Origin of the sequence: Pedobacter ginsenosidimutans (assembly GCF_001442625.1) — a bacterium.
GTDB classification, from domain to species: Bacteria; Bacteroidota; Bacteroidia; order Sphingobacteriales; family Sphingobacteriaceae; genus Pedobacter; species Pedobacter ginsenosidimutans.
Map to the genome: position 1 here is coordinate 34,089 of NZ_LMZQ01000021.1, position 18,096 is coordinate 52,184.

An 18,096-nucleotide genomic window follows, 5' to 3' on the forward strand; every position below is an offset into this window, starting at 1 on the left:
TAAGTGTCAATTGTTCATAAATATGGAATAAATGTTCAAAGGAAGGGATCGACTAAAAACGATTATTAACCGAAGGAAAGTACTTCGGCTACAAAACATGAAGCCATCCTATGCAATCGATTGTAAACTAAACAGATGCAATAAAAAGTCACCTAAATATTCTTTAACGACAACAAATATTGAAGGGGTCGCTTCGATTATTTATTTTTTCGAAACAATAAAAAATTGCAGTAAGATCTTTTCAAAAACTCAGAAATTTTGAATGTTGTTAGTGCTATAAGTAAAAGATGGCAACCCTTAGCTCAAGGGTGAGTTGCACTTAATTTTATGTTTATAAGAATTTATTGCTGGTTCAACCATAAAAGGAAAGCTGAGTAATACTTACCCGGGATCCAGAACAAGTTTTCAGCCCGATCTATCATTTGACAGATAACAAGCGCTTGCCCTGAATCCGAGAAGTACGCTAAACCAAACTTATTTTTTCTCTATACGTTATTATTACAGCACAAAAAATGCTATTTGTAGATTATTTTCAGGTGGTTAGTTACTCAAAAACGGCTACGAAACCATCATTCTTTTTCAGGTCGATTTTCAATTCTCCAGAGGCTGGTATTTTTACTTCTTTGGCAAAAAACCCGTTGTGGCTGTCACTATCGTTTCCTGAAGAAATAAGTTTACCTGTTTTGTTTTTGAGAAAAGTAAGATTTAATGCCAGGGATTTGTTGATTTGTTCTCCATTCAATCCTGTAACATACCATTTGGAACCCGATTTTCTGGCTACAACATATAACTTGCCCGGGTATCCATCAATAAATTTTACATCATCCCATTGAGCAGGCAACGCTTTTAAGAAATCTTTAACCTCAACAGGTACATGGTCCATTCCATCCGGTGTTTCGGCATAGTGCTGTATGCCCGATAAAAAGGCCACTGCTGTAGCCAGTTCAAATGCAGCGGTTGTTTGTCGTTCAATATTGGGGATCTTGTATAAACACATCGGTGTGAAATCCATCGGATCAAAGACATTTCTGATCATGGCACTGGCAACCATGTGTTGAGGTGCTTTGTTGGCCGCATCTTGCCCAAATGTGATCATTTCGTATCCCAGTACGGCCTCTGCAGTCATTAAATTTGGGTAAGTCCGTTGCAATCCCCTGGGCAGCGTAGCTCCATGAAAATTGACCAACAAATGGTGGGCGGCGGCATCGGTTAAAATATCATGGTAGTAAGCAATCATAGATTGTCCGTCGCCACCAAAAAAATCGATTTTTATACCTTTAATACCCATTTCTTCAAGCCTGCCAAACTCCTTTATACGTTCCTCGTGTGTTAACAGCTTATCCCTTGGTGTAAATTTTACGGTATTCCAATCACCTGCTGAATTATACCAGAGCAACATACCCACATTTTTTTTTCTTGCATAATCAGCTAAAACCGCAACCGAATCATATCCAATGGTCTGATCCCAATTTGCATCGATCAAACAATACTGCCACTTCATATCTGCAGCGTAATCAATATATTTTTTCTGAACAGGGTATATCGTTGCCTTATCCTTTTCTAACACCCAGCTCCATGCGGCTTTTCCGGGTTTTACGAACGATGAATCTTTTAATCTGGATGCAGGGGTAAGATCTGTACCGAGGGTCGATTCCATAATTGTAGCCAGATCGCCTATGGCAATGATCCGCCAGGGCGTAATCCATGGAAGTGTAGATTCGGGATAAAGGGCCCCTCCCTTTATTTTTTCAGCTTCCTGGGGAAAATTGATCCGATATTCGCCGCCAGGTGATAAACGTTGCAAAGCGGTTCCACAATAATTTCTTTCCAGTCCGGCTTCTGTAAGCATCACCCAGGTATCGCCCGTTTTAAATAAAGCCGGATATACCCACCCGTTAGCACTGGAAGATGGCGTACCTACCGGGATAGCCATATTATAATATACCTCGTATGAAGGGTTGGTATGTTCAAATCCTGTTTGTGCCTCGGCTTTGGCCTGTAACCAGGCCAACGTACCTTCGGGAAAGTGAAAACTTGTATGTTCTGACTGTATTTTTCTTAACGATGGATCTTTCTCCGGAAATTCGTAACGAAAGGCCGCTCCATCATTAGAAACACGAAAAATAATATTCATGCTTTTGCCTGTTGGCGTTTTGGTCGATATCACCAATTCATTTGCTGTATAGGTTATCGATTTCTTTTTGGCATTGAGCATTACATAACTCTCTTTCAATTTTCGCTCCGCAGTACCAACGACTTTTAATGCCTTTGTAAAGTCTTCATCTTCTCTGATAATGCCCAGTTTAGAATTTTGTAAGATTGTTCTTTTACCCTTGGTAATGCTGTAAGTTCCCTGAGCGGGATTACAGGTCAGAATAATTTTCAGATCAGGACTGGAAACATGATAGCTTATTGTTTCCTGTGCATAAATGCAGGTATTTACAATGGTAAAAATGATAAATAAACGGATAAATTTCATGAGGTTCTAATTATTTGAGCAGCAGCGTATATAACCTGCCTGGTTTGGTTGGTATATCGTAAACAAAAGTCTTTTTCAATGGATTAGCGGTTAAACTGACTTCCGGGGCTATAATAGGTTCCTGGGTTTCGGCAATAGAATAGAACATATTCGGATTAGTACCTACTGCATTTTTCAACTCAATAAGGTCGCTTTTCATTTCATTTGGAACCCTTAGCCGTAAATTTCCACCAAGCGTTGATTTAATTACGGCTTTGATTATCTGCCCATTAGACCATTCTAGATTGAGTACCTCAAAGCCTCCCCTGGCCCTTAACCCTTTAACGGAACCTTTTTCCTTCCATACATCTGGCAAAGCGGGCAATAAATGCAATGCCTCATCGGCACTTTGCATCAGCATCTCGGTAATGCCGGAGGTACAGCCAAAATTACCATCTATCTGAAACGGTGGATGGGCATCAAAAAGATTATTGTAGGTGCCACCACCGCCCGGATTAACGCCCAGTGGTGTGAGTTGGTTCTGAATCAGACGATAAGCATGATTTCCATCCTGCATCCTTGCCCACCAATTTATTTTCCAGCCCATACTCCATCCGGTAGATACATCGCCTCTTTGAAGCAAGGTATTTTTTGCAGCGGCATAAAGTAATGGCGTACGGTAGGCAGAAATCTGGTTAGAGGGGAATAAACCATAAAGGTGAGAAATATGACGGTGTTTATCGTTCGGACTGTCTATATCATCCAGCCATTCCTGTAATTGGCCATGTTTGCCAATGTGCATAGGCGATAACTTATTGCGCATCTGCAATAAACTATCGGCAAAAACACCATCAACTCCCAGTATTTTGGCAGCACGGATAGCGGTAGAAAACACATCGAAAACAATTTGGTTATCCATGGTGGTACCCGCATCAATAGAGGAGCCTCCGTGTGCCGCAGGTGCATTTTCGGGAGAAGTACCCGGATTAACCACCAAATACTTCAGTCTTGGGTGCACCACCAGAAAATCTTTGTAAAAAGTTGCTGCATTTTTTAAAACAGGATAGATGCTTTTAAGGTATTGGCGATCTCCTCCATATAGATAATGTTCCCAAAGATGCTGACTGGCCCAGCCACCTCCAGCGTTCCAGATTCCCCAGAATGCACCATCCACTGGTCCCGTGCTTCTCCAGATATCGCTGTTGTGATGTGCCATCCAGCCCCTTGCGCCATACATGTTTTTAGCAGTGGCCTTGCCCGTTTCAGCCATTTCACCTACCATTTTAAGAAAAGGTTGGTGCAGCTCGGGCAAATTGGTGGGCTCTGCGGGCCAGTAATTCATTTGAGCGTTAATATTAATGGTGTATTTACTGTCCCAGGGTGGATAAAGCTTATCATTCCAGATGCCTTGTAAATTGGCAGGCTGACCTCCAGGTTGGGAAGAACTGATTAACAGATAGCGGCCAAACTGGTAATATAGATTAACAAACTGAAGATCTGTTGAGTTCCTGAAATTCATTAACCTTTTGTCTGTTGGTAAGTCCGTACCATTGCTCTCCCCTAAATCAAGCTGAACACGATTGAAGTATTTGTGGTAGTTGGCGAGATGGGTAGCCAGGATTTTATCATAAGATTCCGCTGAAGCCTGATTCAGGTAATCCAGTGCCCGTTTATAAGCATTGCCGCTGATGTCGTTATAGTGGTTAAAATTTGTAGCAATGGAGATGAAAATGGTTACTGCATTGGCATGCTCAACAACAATACTCGAATCGGTAGCTTTCAATGTACCGCCTTCATTGCTAAATCTGCTGATTACGTTGTATTTTACAAGTCCTTTAACACCTTCATGATCGCTGGTCAACCCTTCCATTACCAGATCTTTAACCGCTGAGGTACTTATTGAAACCTTTTTATGGGGCGTGGTATAATTTGCGGTAAAAGAAATGCTGGCGGCTTTAGTGGCGGTAAGTTTTATTACCACTACGCGGTTACCGTGTGCGGCAAAAGCTGTTCGGGTATAGGTTACATCGCCAATGTTATAGTTTATTTTACTTAGGGCGTTTTCGATATCGAGTTCTCTATAGTAGTTTTGGTACTTTTCATGACCGGGAAAAACGAGTTGAAGATTGCCGGCTGGCTGAAAGATCTGTCCGGATGATTTTTTTCCAAACATGATTTTATTGGCCAGATTTTCAGCTTCCTTATGCTTCCCCTGAAAAATGAGTGCGCGGATTTCAGGTAAATGGCCCAAAGTTTCCGGAACATCATTTTGATAGGGACTACCACTCCAAAGGCTATGTTCATTGAGTTTTATCACTTCTTTTGCCACATTACCATAAATCATTGCCCCTAAAAAGCCGTTACCAACAGGAAGTGCATTTTCCCAAACAGCACCTGCAGGCTGTTCGTACCAAAGCTTTAATTTTGACTTTACAGGCGCTTGTGCAAAAACCAAGGTGCCTGTAAAAAGCAATAAAATTATCTTACTGAATCTTAGTATCATACTGCGGATATTTATAGAGAAATGCATAGGCCAGGGAAAAGCTTTTGCAAAAGATCGTATTTTGGTAATGTCAACATATAATTTTATTCAGAAAGATTTATTTAAACAAGGTAGAGGAGAACTGATAAAGGTTATTTCGCCAAACAGGCCAGGTGTGCCCTCCCGGATATTCGTGGTAGCTAAAATTGATATTCAGCGCTTTAAATTTATCCATCATCACCTGGCAGTTATTATAGGCAATATCCTCCTTCGCACCCATGGCAATCCACAACTGCTTTAGGTTGGTGTTGATTTTTTCACGGTTGTTTTTCATTCCTGCATACTGAAGCTCGGCTATTGTGTTTTGACGTGGCACAACCCATCCTGAACTAAATACACCCAGGTATGCGAATTTATCGGTATTGTTAATCCCGGTATAAAGCGTATGCATCCCGCCCATCGATAAACCGGCCAATGCCCTGTTTTGCGCATCGGTTTTGGTGCGGTAAGTGCTTTCAACCAATGGAATAATCACTTCTTTCAATTCCGATTCGAAAGTTTTTAATCCGGCCTCGCCAAAGGCAGCTCCACCTACATTTGCGCTGGGCATTACAATAATCATCGGTTTGGCTTTTTGAGCAGCAATAAGATTGTCGAGGATCAGATCTGTTTTACCCTGGTTGGCCCAGCCGGTTTCATCTTCTCCCCCTCCATGGAGAATATAAAGTACCGGGTATTTTTCGTTTCCCTGTGCATCATAAAAAGGCGGTGTGTAAACATACAGCTGCCTCCATGACCTGGTTACTTTTGAGTAATATTTTTTGATCCGGAGCTCGCCATGCGGAACATCCTTCAACGCATAATAATCGCCTTTTGAAAAAGGGATTTCAATTCCGCTGGCCATGCGCCGCATTCCGAAAAAAGACTTACTGGCCGGATCTGCTACAGGAAGGCCATCAATAATGAGCGAATAATAATGAAACCCTTCACCCAAAGAATCAGTTGTAACGGTCCACCTGCCGTTTTCATTTTTGACCATATCGTACTTTCGGCCCAGATCTACCTGAACACTGTGCGCATTGGGCGCTGAAAGATTGAAAACAACTTTATGGTCATCAGTGATCTGTGGATAGCCACCAGCGCCAATATTGGTTGAGGCCGGCGCACCTGCTACCGGATATTTTGAAAAAGTAGTGGTATCAACCGGTTTAAATAACAATTGCGAAAACATGTACAATCCATTCTTCCAAACTTTAAAATCGTGAAAACCAGGCTCGATAAAATAGATATGTGGCACCTTGTTTTTAGTCAGATAATCGTGCGTACGCTTACTATTGACAATGAGGTTATCACTAGCACCACAAGAGATGAATAACAATTTGAGCATGGTTGCGGTCTTTTTTGGATCAGGCACAAGCACTTCTGGCATTTTGGTATTCGGTGCTGAAGAAAAACCAGCTATCCAGGCAAATTTATTCAGATTTCCCAATCCGAAATTCAAAGCCTGCCCTCCCCCCATTGATAAGCCTGCAATCGCCCGGTGTTCGCGGTCTTTATATACGCTGAACTTCCGTTCCACAAAAGGAATAAGATCATTAATTAGATCCTTTTCAAAGGTAGCAAAGGCCTGCACTTTATCCCTGTCCATAATGTTCCCGATGGCACGGTCATCTTTCATGGCTCTACCGTTCGGCATAATTACCACCATAGGTGCTAACTTACCGTTGGCATAAAGATTATCCAGAATCACCTGGGGATTACCTCCATTAAGCCATTCTTTTTCATCACCTCCGATACCATGCAAAAGATATAAAACCGGATATTTTAATTGTTTACTGTAACCTGGCGGCGTATACACCAATGTTTTACGCTTATTGCCCACAGTTTTTGACAAGTAGACCAATGTATCGATTTTTCCGTGCGGAATTGCAGGCTGGATAATGTCAAAGCCTTCTGGAGCGCTGGACACGATCTGCTGAGCAAAACCATTAAAGGCATAAGCACTTAGACTGACAAAAAGCACTGTTATTTTAACAAAGAGGGATTTATTTGTTTTTTTCATATCTGGTCAGGTTAATATTTGGTTTAGCGAAACTACCGGATCTGTTGCTTTTTTGTAGGAAGATTTGATTATTATAATAGAAAATATGTTCATCTGCTGTATTTTTCACCTACTTTGTGGTTAAATGCATGTTCAATTTTCTTTTACCAAACGGTCTTCCACTTTTCTTTTAACACTAATGTATTCGGAAGGCTGCATATTAAATTTTGCTTTAAACGACTTGGCAAAATAATTAGGGGTAGCAAATCCAACCATGTAAGCAATTTGTGAAACATTCAAATCACTTTTTTCCAATAAAACAACCGCCTTATCGAGTTTAACCGAACGGATGTATTCAATTGGCGAAAGCCCTGTTAATTCAAGTATTTTATTATAAAGTGAACCTCTGCTCATACCTACATGTTTGCTTAGGTCTTCTACCGATAGTTTAGGGTTGTTTAAATTATCATCAATATAAACCGCCACTTTCTTAAGCAAACGGTCGCTATGTGATTCGATTGTTACCGCTGTTGTCTCCACCTTGATCTGCTTGCTATAGGTGTCTTTGAACCTTTTGTTGAGGGAAAGCAGATTTTTAATCTTTGCATTTAAAATCTCAAAGTTGAACGGCTTGGTCAGATAATCGTTTGCACCGGTTTCCAGCCCTTTTATCTGTTCCTCTTCTCCGGTTAAGGCAGTTAGCAATATGATGGGAATGTGGTTGGTCCGTTTATCTGATTTAACTTTTTTACATAGTTCTATCCCACTCATATAAGGCATGTTGATATCACTTACAATTATCTGGGGATGGTTCGACAGCGTTTTTTGCCAACCTTCCTGTCCGTTGCTGGCCTCATATATCCTGTAGAAAGACTGCAGTCCATCTTTAAGATAGGCACGAAAATCCTCATTATCCTCTACTAATAAAATTGAAGGGATATCTGTATCCCGATCCGGTCTGGATATGGCGGCGTTCAACTCCGGTGCGCCTTTATCTGCAGAATCCGAAAAATCGATCATCAATTCGGCTGCAGACCGGACATTAGAGAACGGGAGTTCGATGGTGAAAACACTTCCCTGACCGGTTTTACTCCGTACAGCGATTTTTCCGCCATGTAATTTCACAAATTCCTGTGCAATTGAAAGACCTATGCCACTTCCCTGATTCAAGATCGGCGCTATTCCGTCTGCCTGGAAAAAACGTTGAAAGATTCTTTCCTGATCCGTCTCTGAAATGCCTATGCCCGAATCGGCAACCGTAATGATCAGCGTAGCTGCATTATCTGCGCCGGGCAATGTAACCTTCTCCAGCTCAACTGAAATCCTTCCACCCAATGGGGTAAACTTGAATGCATTTGATAAAAGATTAAACAGCACCCTTTCTATTTTATCATGATCAAAAGGTGCATTAAAATAGCTCAATTGACTTTTGAACACCAACTGTATCTGCTTGCATTCGCTCAGATCGTTGAATGATTCTAGAACCTCTTTGATGAAAGAAACGATATCTGTTTCAACAGCATTTAAAGTGAGTTCCCGGTCCTCTATTTTTCTGAAATCCAGGATCTGGTTGACCAGGTTTAACAACCGCCTTGTATTGCGCTTGATCATCAATAAGGGATTGGTAACATGCTCATCACGCTGTTCAGCAATCAGCTTATCTACAGGGCCCATGATGAGTGAAAGCGGAGTCCTGAACTCATGGCTGAGATTTGTCAGAAACTTGATTTTGAGTTTATCCAGGGTCCTTAACTGTTCGGCTTCTTTACGATGCTGCGCTAAGCGCTGCTCTGCCTTCATTTTTTCCTGAACAAGGGCAAACTTTCTTTTGAGTTTCTGGATACCCAGATGCCGTATATAGAAAAGCGTACCGACAATGGTGAGGATATAAAAAATATAAGCATATGTGGTTTTCCAGAGCGGAGGGCTAACATCAATTGCGATGGAAGTTTCTGAGGCATTCCAGATGCCGTTACTGTTGCTTGCTTTAACATGAAAGACATATTCCCCTGGATCAAGATTGGTATAGGACACCGATTTTGTCGAGCCTGCCTTTATCCAATCCTTGTCAAACCCCTCTAATTTATAGAAATACTGATTATCCTCAGGGACGGTGTAATTGATGCTGACATAGCTGAGTGTGAAACTCTGTTTATAGTCCAGGTTAATATTTTTGGCAATGGATATATGCTCCTGGATAGGGCTGGCCTTGCCGGGTAGAACTGATGAATTTGAAACCTTTAGATCTGTAAAGATCACCGAGGGAACACTTCTGTTATTTTTAAAGAACCTTGGGTTAAAATAATTGAAGCCAGCGGCTCCTCCAAAATAGATCTCCCCTCCGGCAGTTCGCATCCCCGCGCCACGGATAAAATTGTTGTTCTGAACACCATTATAGACCGTGTAGTTCGTAAATACTTTTGTTATGGGATCAAAACTGCTGATACCTTTATTTGTACTTACCCAGATCAGCCCCCTTAAGTCTTCTACTATAGCATATACTGTAGCGTTGTTCAATCCATTTTTTTCGGAATAGTTGATGAAACTGTTCTTTTTACCATCATAGAGACTCAGCCCCCCACTAAAAGTTCCGACCCATAAATTGCCCGACCTGTCCTTTAATATCGACAGCGTGAGATCATTCGGCAGGTTATTGTTTTTTTTGTTCAGAACCGAAAATTTATGGGTAAACTGATCAAGTATAGATATTCCTGATCCATAAGTGCCGATCCACATATTATTTTGATCATCTTCTTCTATGAACCTGATGAAATTATTCCCTGGAAAATCCACCTCATTGGGCGCCTGAGGGTTCTTGCAGTATTTCAAAACCACTTTAGCATCCGGGGTCATCAGGTTCACTCCTCCTCCGTTGGTTCCTACCCAGATTTTGCCAGTCCTGTCTTCTTTTAAACAAAAAATGTCATTCGAATTCAGCCCATCGGCTTTGGTGGAGCGTTTGATCTGCAATAAATCATCCGTTAACAGATCCATAGACACCAAGCCGTTTGAATAGGTTCCCATGAGCAGTTTTTTTTCTTTGGTAATCGCCATGGCGATTATGGAAATATTGTTCATTGCACTTCCATCAGGCAGTTTGGCATTGAACCGTTTTATCAGCTCGGTACGCGGATTGAAAAGATTTAGCCCACCACCATCTGTGCCCACAAATATTTCATCCCGGTACTGCGCAAAAGAAGTGATTACAGCTGCACTCAAACCATTGGGATCGAAAACATTACTTTGCTTTAGATTAAAAAGATTCAGATTGGAATCGTATTTACTTATCCCGCCATGAAACGGGCCCAGCCAGTAGATCCCGTCATTAATATAAATACTGCTGATCGATTTCCCCGTGAGCGAATAGGAATCTCTGTAGTTCGGCTTGTAGGATGTAATAGCGGCACTATTGAGATCAATAATTTTCAGCCCTTCATCAGTACCTGCCCATAATTGATTGTTTTTATCTATTGCCAGACTGATCACCCTGCTACTGGCAAGTGCATTGAGGTCGCCGGCCCTGTAGACAAAAGCACTGAATCCACCCCGGTCAGGCAATTTCCTGCATATTCCACGCGCTGTACCAAACCAGATATTTCCCGATTTATCCTCACAGATCGTGTTGATCTCGTTACTGATCGGAGTTGACGCATTGGAGGAATTATGGCGGTAAATCCTGAAAGCCTTTTCTTTCCTGTCATAAAGATACACCCCATTGTTTGATCCGATCCACAATCTGTTTTTGCTATCCGCTAACAGACAGTTAAAGGATAGTTGAGCTGAAGATTTTCTGTTAGGGGTTTGCTTAATGTGATTGGTGATCTTATTTGTTTTTGGATCCAGCTCATCAAGCCCATTATAAGTTGCTACCCAAACATGGCCTAAATGATCTGTAGTCACAGCATGAATAAGATCGCTGCTAAGACCGCCCTTTACATTGGCAGGATAGGTTATGAAGGAATTCTTTTTACGGTCAAATAAACTCAAAGAGCCCAGAGAACTCCCCACCCATAGGTTACCCGAATTATCCTCATGTAGAGCCCTTATATCATTGGACTGCAGGCCTGTCGGATCATTTTCATTAAACTTATAAACGGTGAAGTTGCTGCCGTCGTATTTATTCAGTCCGTCCTCTGTGCCAAACCACATAAAACCAAAGTGGTCTTTTATTATCGCATTGACTGTATTGGATGATAGGCCATCTTTTATCTGCAATGCTGTAAAATTTATTTTTTGCTGTTGCGCATAGTCTTTTACTGGGGAAATCAGAAATGAGACCGCAAAGCACAGGAATATTTTATTAAAAGCACATTTAAAAATCATGGTTTTATTTTTTGATCTGAGCGGCAACATTGATATCGGGCTTGGACAGCCCCGTTTACACTGCCTTTTAGAAAACCAAAACCCCACGTAACCAAACCGGCTGACCTGCTGCAGCGCATGGAAAATATTTTAACCGGGTGAAGATATGACAACAGGGAAATTTTGATCACCCTGTAAGTAAAGCTATGGCCCATATTATCTATTTGTTGTTTATCAGTTAGGTAGGTAGTACCCAGAGCTGAACATATCTGGTTATTTAATCCGAGCACCTGGTTTTCGCCCATGGTTTCCGAATTCAAGCTAAAATAACCTGATTATCTGATGAGCGTTAAGTCAATTGTGAAAATTATAGCAATAAATGTTCAATATCCCCCTATGTTCGTCCTACTTCATCGGGTGAAATAAAATTTAAAGGGGCCAAACAGCTAAATAGAAACATTTGTCACAGATTTTTATCTAAACGTACACATCCTTAAGTCAAACTATTTGGAACTTGCAAAAGTTAAGAAAACCAAATATATGAGACGATTATTATTTTTAACAATATTTACCACAATAGCCCTTCTACACGTTACCTGTCCAGTTCAGGCACAGGAATATCCATTTGAAGATTACAAATTACCTTTTGATAAGAGGGTTGATGATCTGGTGTCCAGATTAACACTTGAGGAAAAAGTTTTTCAGATGCTTAATTCAGCACCTGCAATTCCAAGATTAAAAATTCCGGCTTACGATTGGTGGAATGAAACACTGCACGGGGTTGCCAGAACGCCGTTTAAGGTTACCGTATATCCGCAGGCCATTGCAATGGCAGCCATGTTCGATCCTGCAGCGCTGGCTACAATGGCAGACTATTCTGCTTTGGAAGGGCGGGCAATTTACAACAAGGCGGTTTCGCTTGGCCGTACAAACGAGCGCTATCTGGGGCTTACCTATTGGACACCCAATATCAATATCTTTAGAGACCCGAGATGGGGACGCGGTCAGGAAACCTATGGAGAGGACCCTTATTTAACCGCTACACTGGGAGATGCATTTGTAAGGGGTTTGCAGGGCAATGACCCAAAGTACCTGAAAGCTGCTGCTTGTGCGAAACATTATGCTGTACACAGCGGACCGGAACCGCTACGCCACGTATTCAATGCAGATGTTAGTGCCTTTGATCTTTGGGACACTTATTTGCCAGCTTTTGAAAAACTGGTTACTAAATCGGAAGTTGCCGGAGTGATGTGTGCTTATAACGCATTTCAAGGCCAACCATGTTGCGGCAGCGATCTTTTAATGACCGACATTTTAAGAAAAAAATGGGGTTTTAAGGGCTATGTTACTTCTGATTGTTGGGCCATTGATGATTTCTTTAAAAATCACAAAACCCACAAAGACGCAGCAAGTGCTTCGGCTGATGCTGTTTTTCACGGAACTGATCTCGACTGTGGAACTGATGCTTATAAAGCTTTACTTACTGCGGTTAAAAACGGCATTATTACAGAAAAAGATATTGACGTATCGGTAAAAAGACTGTTCATGATCCGGTTCAGGCTTGGCATGTTCGATCCGCCTTCGATGGTGAAATACGCCAATACACCAATAACAGTTTTAGAAAACAGTGCCCACAAAGCCCATGCACTTAAAATGGCAAGGGCATCGATGGTTTTGTTAAAAAACGATTCCAACACACTTCCGTTGAAAAAGAATCTAAAGAAACTTGTGGTGCTTGGTCCGAATGCCAATAATGACATTTCGGTGCTGGGAAATTACAATGGTACCCCATCAACCATTACAACGGTTCTTCAGGGCATAAAAGATAAACTGGGAAATCAAACAGAGGTGATATTTGAACAGGCAATTTCGTTTGCGAGCGATACGATCCTACATTATCGAAATTTGGAGAACCAATTATCCGCAGATGGCCACCAGGGTTTCAAGGCCGAATATTTCAAGGGCATAGAACTGCAGGGAGCGCCTTTTTTAACGCGGTTCGAAAAAACAATAAACCACAACTGGCAAGAGGGTGAGCAAATTGGTGAAGGTTTGGCGGCAAACCATTTTTCTGCCAGGTTTAGCACGGTATTTAAAGCTTTAAAGTCAGAAGAAATCACCTTTGAAGTAGATGGTGATGATGGCTACCGTTTAAAGGTAAACGGGCAAAAAGTTTTAGATGCCTGGTCTAAAAACAGGTGGGGCGCTAAAACGTATAAAATTCCGGTTTCGAAGGATTCTACATACAAAATTGAAATGGAGTACTGGCAAGGTGAGGGTGGCGCAAAGATCCGCTTTGCGGGAGGTACCTTTGGGCGCACAGATTTTACTGAGCTGGTTGCACGCCATCGCGATGCAGATGCATTTATATTCGTTGGCGGCATTTCTCCGCAGCTTGAAGGCGAAGAAATGAAAGTAAATGTGCCTGGTTTTAATGGCGGCGACAGAACCTCTATCATGCTTCCCCAGGCGCAAACCTCACTCATGAAAGCTTTAAAATCGAGTGGCAAGCCAGTTGTTTTTGTGATGATGACAGGAAGTGCCATCGCCATTCCATGGGAAGCCGAAAACATACCCGCTATTGTTAATGCCTGGTACGGCGGCCAATCGGCAGGAACTGCGGTAGCTGATTTGCTGTTTGGTGATTACAGCCCTTCAGGAAGACTTCCGGTAACCTTTTATAAGAGTGACAAGGATCTAAAAGATTTTAATGATTATAACATGGAAAATCGGACCTATAGATATTTCAAAGGCAAACCCCTTTTTGGATTCGGATATGGATTAAGCTACTCTACATTCAATTATCACAACTTTATCTTACCTTCAAACCTTAAATCAGGCAAAGGAACAAGTTTGTCTGTAAGGATCACCAATACCGGTAAAATGCAGAGCGACGAGGTTGCCCAGCTGTATGTGATGCACAATAATTTAAAAATCAAATCAGCTAAAAAAGCCCTCAAGGGGTATCAAAGGGTTAGCCTGGCACCTGGTGAAAGCAAACTTGTTCATTTTAAATTATCACCTGATGAACTTGCTTATATTGATGATAAAGGAACAAAAAGACCACTAAAAGGCGAGATCACATTATCGATCGGTGGAAGTCAGCCAGATGAGAAGCTGAAAACAAGCGGTAATATTGTAACCAGAAAACTAATAATCAACTAGATGAAAAAGATTACCCTGCTATTGATTATCATAACAGCTACTACCCATTTTCTGAAGGCTGAAGATGGACACCAGCTTTGGCTCCGCAATACTTCTGCCAAGCGGGTAAAGGTGGTATCACCAAGAAAGTCGCCCGTATTAACCATCGCTGTACAAGAAATTAAAAACGGGTGGCTGGGAAAAGATGGCGCAGAACTAAAATTTGATTTTGTTAAAGATGGCTCGATTACAAATGATGGATTTCGTTTGGAAGGCAATAAAATTGCCGCCAAAACGGATCTTGGTATCCTTTATGGAAGCTACGAGCTCCTTAGAAGGCAGTATTTAGGAAAGTCTGATCAAAATTATGCATCCAATCCCTCCTATTCAAGAAGAATCCTTAACCATTGGGATAATCTGGATGGCTCTGTAGAACGCGGGTATGCTGGTGGTTCGATATTTTGGAGACAGGGCGATTCTTCACTTCAGCTCAGTCTGGCCGATATCGCGTTGTACAAAGAATACGCAAGAGCCAATGCCTCAATAGGCATAAATGGTACAGTGCTCAATAATGTAAATGCTTCGGCAAAAATCCTGACCACAGCGTATCTCCAAAAGGTTCAGTCTATTGCCACAGTATTACGTCCATATGGTTTAAAGGTCTATTTATCGGTCAACTTTTCGTCACCGGTTACAGTTGGAAAACTTAAAACCGCCGATCCTCTTGTTCCTGCTGTTAGGCAATGGTGGGCAGCTAAGGCCAAAGAAATTTATTCATTGATTCCTGATTTTGGAGGATTCATTGTAAAAGCCAATAGCGAAGGGCAACCTGGCCCTCAAAATTTCGGAAGGACACACGTTGATGGCGCCAATATGATGGCTGATGCGCTCTCCCCTTTTGGAGGAATTGTAATGTGGCGTGCCTTTGTATATCAACCAAGTAATGAGGACCGTACCAAACAGGCCTATAATGAGTTTTTAAAATTTGATGGTAAATTCAAGAAAAACGTAATTATCCAGATCAAAAACGGACCACTTGATTTTCAGCCCCGGGAACCATTCAGTCCCTTATTCGGTGCCATGATTAAAACCCCTGTGATGCCAGAGTTTCAGATCACTCAGGAGTATCTGGGCTGGTCGAATCACCTGGTTTTTTTGTCTACCCTTTGGGAAGAATGTTTACAAAGCGATACCTACCGAAACGGTAAGGGAAGCACTGTAGCAGCCTGTACAGACGGGACATTGGATAAACGCACCTTCAGTGCAATTGCAGGGGTATCCAACATTGGATCGGAGAGAAATTGGACCGGGCATATTTTTGCACAGGCCAATTGGTATGCTTTTGGCAGACTTGTCTGGGACAATAAACTGAAGAGTGAAGATATTGCGGATGAATGGATTAGGCAAACTTTTTTAAGTCCTACGGAAAAGAAAATGGAGCGAACCCTTGTAAAGCCGATAAAAGAGATGATGATGCAGAGCAGAGAAGCAGCCGTGGATTATATGATGCCTTTGGGATTGCACCACATTTTTGCTGAAGGACACCATTATGGGCCTGCCCCATGGTTCTCGAATAAAGCCATCAGGGCTGATTGGACCTCGGTATACTACCATAATGCAGACCTTTTAGGAGTTGGTTTTAACAGAAGCAGCACAGGCAGCAATGCCGTTGAGCAATACCATGAACCACTCCGATCTACATTTAACAGCCTGGAAAGTTGTCCGGAAGAATATTTGTTGTGGTTTCACCATGTGCCATGGACTTATAAACTTAAAAACGGAAACGACCTTTGGACAGCGCTTTGTTATCGTTACGATTCGGGGTTGCAACGTGTTCGTGCTTTCCAGCGCATTTGGGACAGTACCAAGGGCTTGGTTGATGATGAGCGGTTCAAATCCGTGCAATCCAAGCTCAAGATCCAAAGCCGTGATGCACAGGTTTGGAAGGATGCCTGTCTGTTATATTTCCAGCAGTTTAGCAAAAGAGAAATTCCTTACAACTTGGAACGACCGGTATATGAATTGGATACTTTGAAAAAGCTGACCAAAAGTAAGGACTATGAATAGCCTGTTTTCATCAGGACAAAACCAAAAAATCCGGTAGTGCGAATTTTTTGCCCATCTAGCGCAAGTCTTAGCGCCCAGGCAAAAGCAAAGGCCTGACTTGTGCTTTTTCGTTAAATTAATACATTAATCCCCATCTAGCGCAAGTCTTAGCGCCCGGGCAAAAGCAAAGGCCTGACTTGTGCTTTTCCGTTAAATTAATTACATTAATCCTTTAAGGCCCCTATCTAGCGCAAGTCTTAGTGCCCAGGCACAAACAAAGGCCTGACTTGTACTTTTCGTTAAATTAATACATTAATCCCTATCTAGCGCAAGTCTTAGTGCCCAGGCACCCCATCTAGCGCAAGTCTTAGCGCCCGGGCGCAAGCAAAGGCCTGACTTGTGCTTTTCGTTAAATCAACACATCAATATCTATCAATCCTTTTCCTCCTTCATAATCTATAGCACTACTGTATAAATAGTCAGCTGCATTTGCCACCAGTCCGGCCTCAACTGGATTATTATGAAGATAATCAATTCGTTCTTCAAACATATTTAGATGTGGATCTAGTTCGATAGGATGGTTATCCTGTCTCCAAAACTGAAAGTTTTTATTATTGCTATTTTGCTGCCCGGCCTTTGAAAACAAGTACAACATCCATTCTTTCCTGCTTTCCATCGTGTTTTCTCTTATTTCTTTCAATATCCTATATGATGAATATTTCTTTAAATCCCGCATGATATTAGGCAAAAGATAACCTTCCTTACTGCTTATAATTAAATGTACATGATTGCTCATGATTATCCAGGCATGTAAGTTGAGGCCTTTTTCTTTTCTGCAATAAGATAAGCTTTCCAATAAAAGATCTCTGTAAACGGTCCGTGTAAAAACGTCAATCCAGCCCACAACAGCAAAAGAAATAAAATATATTGCTGTCGGCTCATGAAACTTATATTTTGTACTCATAACCGAATATAAAAGGATTATAGCAGATCATAAAAAAGCTTAACGTTGTTAAGTACATTTTAATAAGATTTTGACTAGCTATGTATTATGAAAGCACAAGTCAGCCAGCCCACGTTGTCCAAACCACTAAGACTTGCGCTAGTAAGGGCCTTCACCATCTAGCGCAAGTCTTAGCGCCCAGGCCCAAGCAAAGGCCTGACTTGTGCTTTTCGTTAAATTAATACATTGATCCTTTAAAGCACAAGTCAGCCAGCCCACGTTGTCCAAACCACTAAGACTTGCGCTAGTAAGGGCTAGTAAGGGTGCTTTCTTTAAATTAATACATTAATCACCATCTAGCGCAAGTCTTAGCGCCCAGGCAAAAGCAAAGGCCTGACTTGTGCTTTTTCGTTAAATTAATACATTAATCCTTTAAGGCACAAGTCAGCCAGCCCACATTGCCCAAAGCACTAAGACTTGCGCTAGTAAGGGTGCTTTCTTTAAATTAATACATTAATCCCTTTAAGGCACAAGTCCAAATCTAGCGCAAGTCTTAGCGCCCAGGCACAAGCAAAGGCCTGACTTGTGCTTTTCGTTAAATTAATACATTAATCCTTTAAAGCACAAGTCAGCCAGCCCACATTGTCCAAACCACTAAGACTTGCGCTAGAAAAGGTTAA

The 18,096-nt window shown here is 41.7% G+C and carries 7 protein-coding genes; 2 read left to right on the top strand and 5 right to left on the bottom strand.

Annotated elements, in window-relative coordinates; genetic code table 11:
* Positions 1-544 precede the first annotated feature (544 nt).
* The 4 genes from ASU31_RS20405 to ASU31_RS20420 form a co-directional block, all read right to left on the bottom strand.
* Positions 545-2,479: a glycoside hydrolase family 97 protein gene (locus ASU31_RS20405; RefSeq protein ID WP_057934118.1), complete on the bottom strand. Its 1,935-nt coding sequence runs from the start codon at positions 2,477-2,479 to the stop codon at positions 545-547.
* A gap of 10 nt (positions 2,480-2,489) precedes the next feature.
* On the bottom strand, positions 2,490-4,961 hold the full coding sequence (locus ASU31_RS20410) for a glycoside hydrolase family 95 protein (RefSeq protein WP_057934128.1): 2,472 nt from the start codon (positions 4,959-4,961) through the stop codon (positions 2,490-2,492).
* A gap of 97 nt (positions 4,962-5,058) precedes the next feature.
* Complete coding sequence (locus ASU31_RS20415) at positions 5,059-7,002, bottom strand: alpha/beta hydrolase-fold protein (RefSeq protein ID WP_057934119.1); 1,944 nt, start codon at positions 7,000-7,002, stop codon at positions 5,059-5,061.
* Between the two features lie 132 nt (positions 7,003-7,134).
* On the bottom strand, positions 7,135-11,304 hold the full coding sequence (locus tag ASU31_RS20420) for a hybrid sensor histidine kinase/response regulator transcription factor (RefSeq protein WP_057934120.1): 4,170 nt from the start codon (positions 11,302-11,304) through the stop codon (positions 7,135-7,137).
* Positions 11,305-11,823: 519 nt separating this feature from the next.
* Between ASU31_RS20420 and ASU31_RS20430 the strand changes: the two genes are divergently transcribed.
* Both ASU31_RS20430 and ASU31_RS20435 read left to right on the top strand, forming a co-directional pair.
* Positions 11,824-14,448: a glycoside hydrolase family 3 C-terminal domain-containing protein gene (locus ASU31_RS20430; RefSeq protein WP_057934129.1), complete on the top strand. Its 2,625-nt coding sequence runs from the start codon at positions 11,824-11,826 to the stop codon at positions 14,446-14,448.
* The gene (locus ASU31_RS20435) at positions 14,449-16,494 is read left to right on the top strand and encodes an alpha-glucuronidase (RefSeq protein ID WP_157258155.1); all 2,046 of its coding nucleotides are present in this window, start codon (positions 14,449-14,451) and stop codon (positions 16,492-16,494) included.
* A gap of 388 nt (positions 16,495-16,882) precedes the next feature.
* Here ASU31_RS20435 and ASU31_RS20440 read toward each other — a convergent pair whose 3' ends face one another.
* Positions 16,883-17,437 (bottom strand): REP-associated tyrosine transposase, encoded by a 555-nt coding sequence (locus ASU31_RS20440; RefSeq protein WP_057934122.1) that lies wholly within the window; start codon positions 17,435-17,437, stop codon positions 16,883-16,885.
* Between the last annotated feature and the right edge of the window lie 659 nt (positions 17,438-18,096).

Bases quoted from the DNA above. Each gene is read 5' to 3' on its own strand.
- ASU31_RS20405 (WP_057934118.1), bottom strand. From the start codon at position 2,479: ATGAAATTTATCCGTTTATTTATCATTTTTACCATTGTAAATACCTGC.
- ASU31_RS20410 (WP_057934128.1), bottom strand. From the start codon at position 4,961: ATGATACTAAGATTCAGTAAGATAATTTTATTGCTTTTTACAGGCACC.
- ASU31_RS20415 (WP_057934119.1), bottom strand. From the start codon at position 7,002: ATGAAAAAAACAAATAAATCCCTCTTTGTTAAAATAACAGTGCTTTTT.
- ASU31_RS20420 (WP_057934120.1), bottom strand. From the start codon at position 11,304: ATGATTTTTAAATGTGCTTTTAATAAAATATTCCTGTGCTTTGCGGTC.
- ASU31_RS20430 (WP_057934129.1), top strand. From the start codon at position 11,824: ATGAGACGATTATTATTTTTAACAATATTTACCACAATAGCCCTTCTA.
- ASU31_RS20435 (WP_157258155.1), top strand. From the start codon at position 14,449: ATGAAAAAGATTACCCTGCTATTGATTATCATAACAGCTACTACCCAT.
- ASU31_RS20440 (WP_057934122.1), bottom strand. From the start codon at position 17,437: ATGAGTACAAAATATAAGTTTCATGAGCCGACAGCAATATATTTTATT.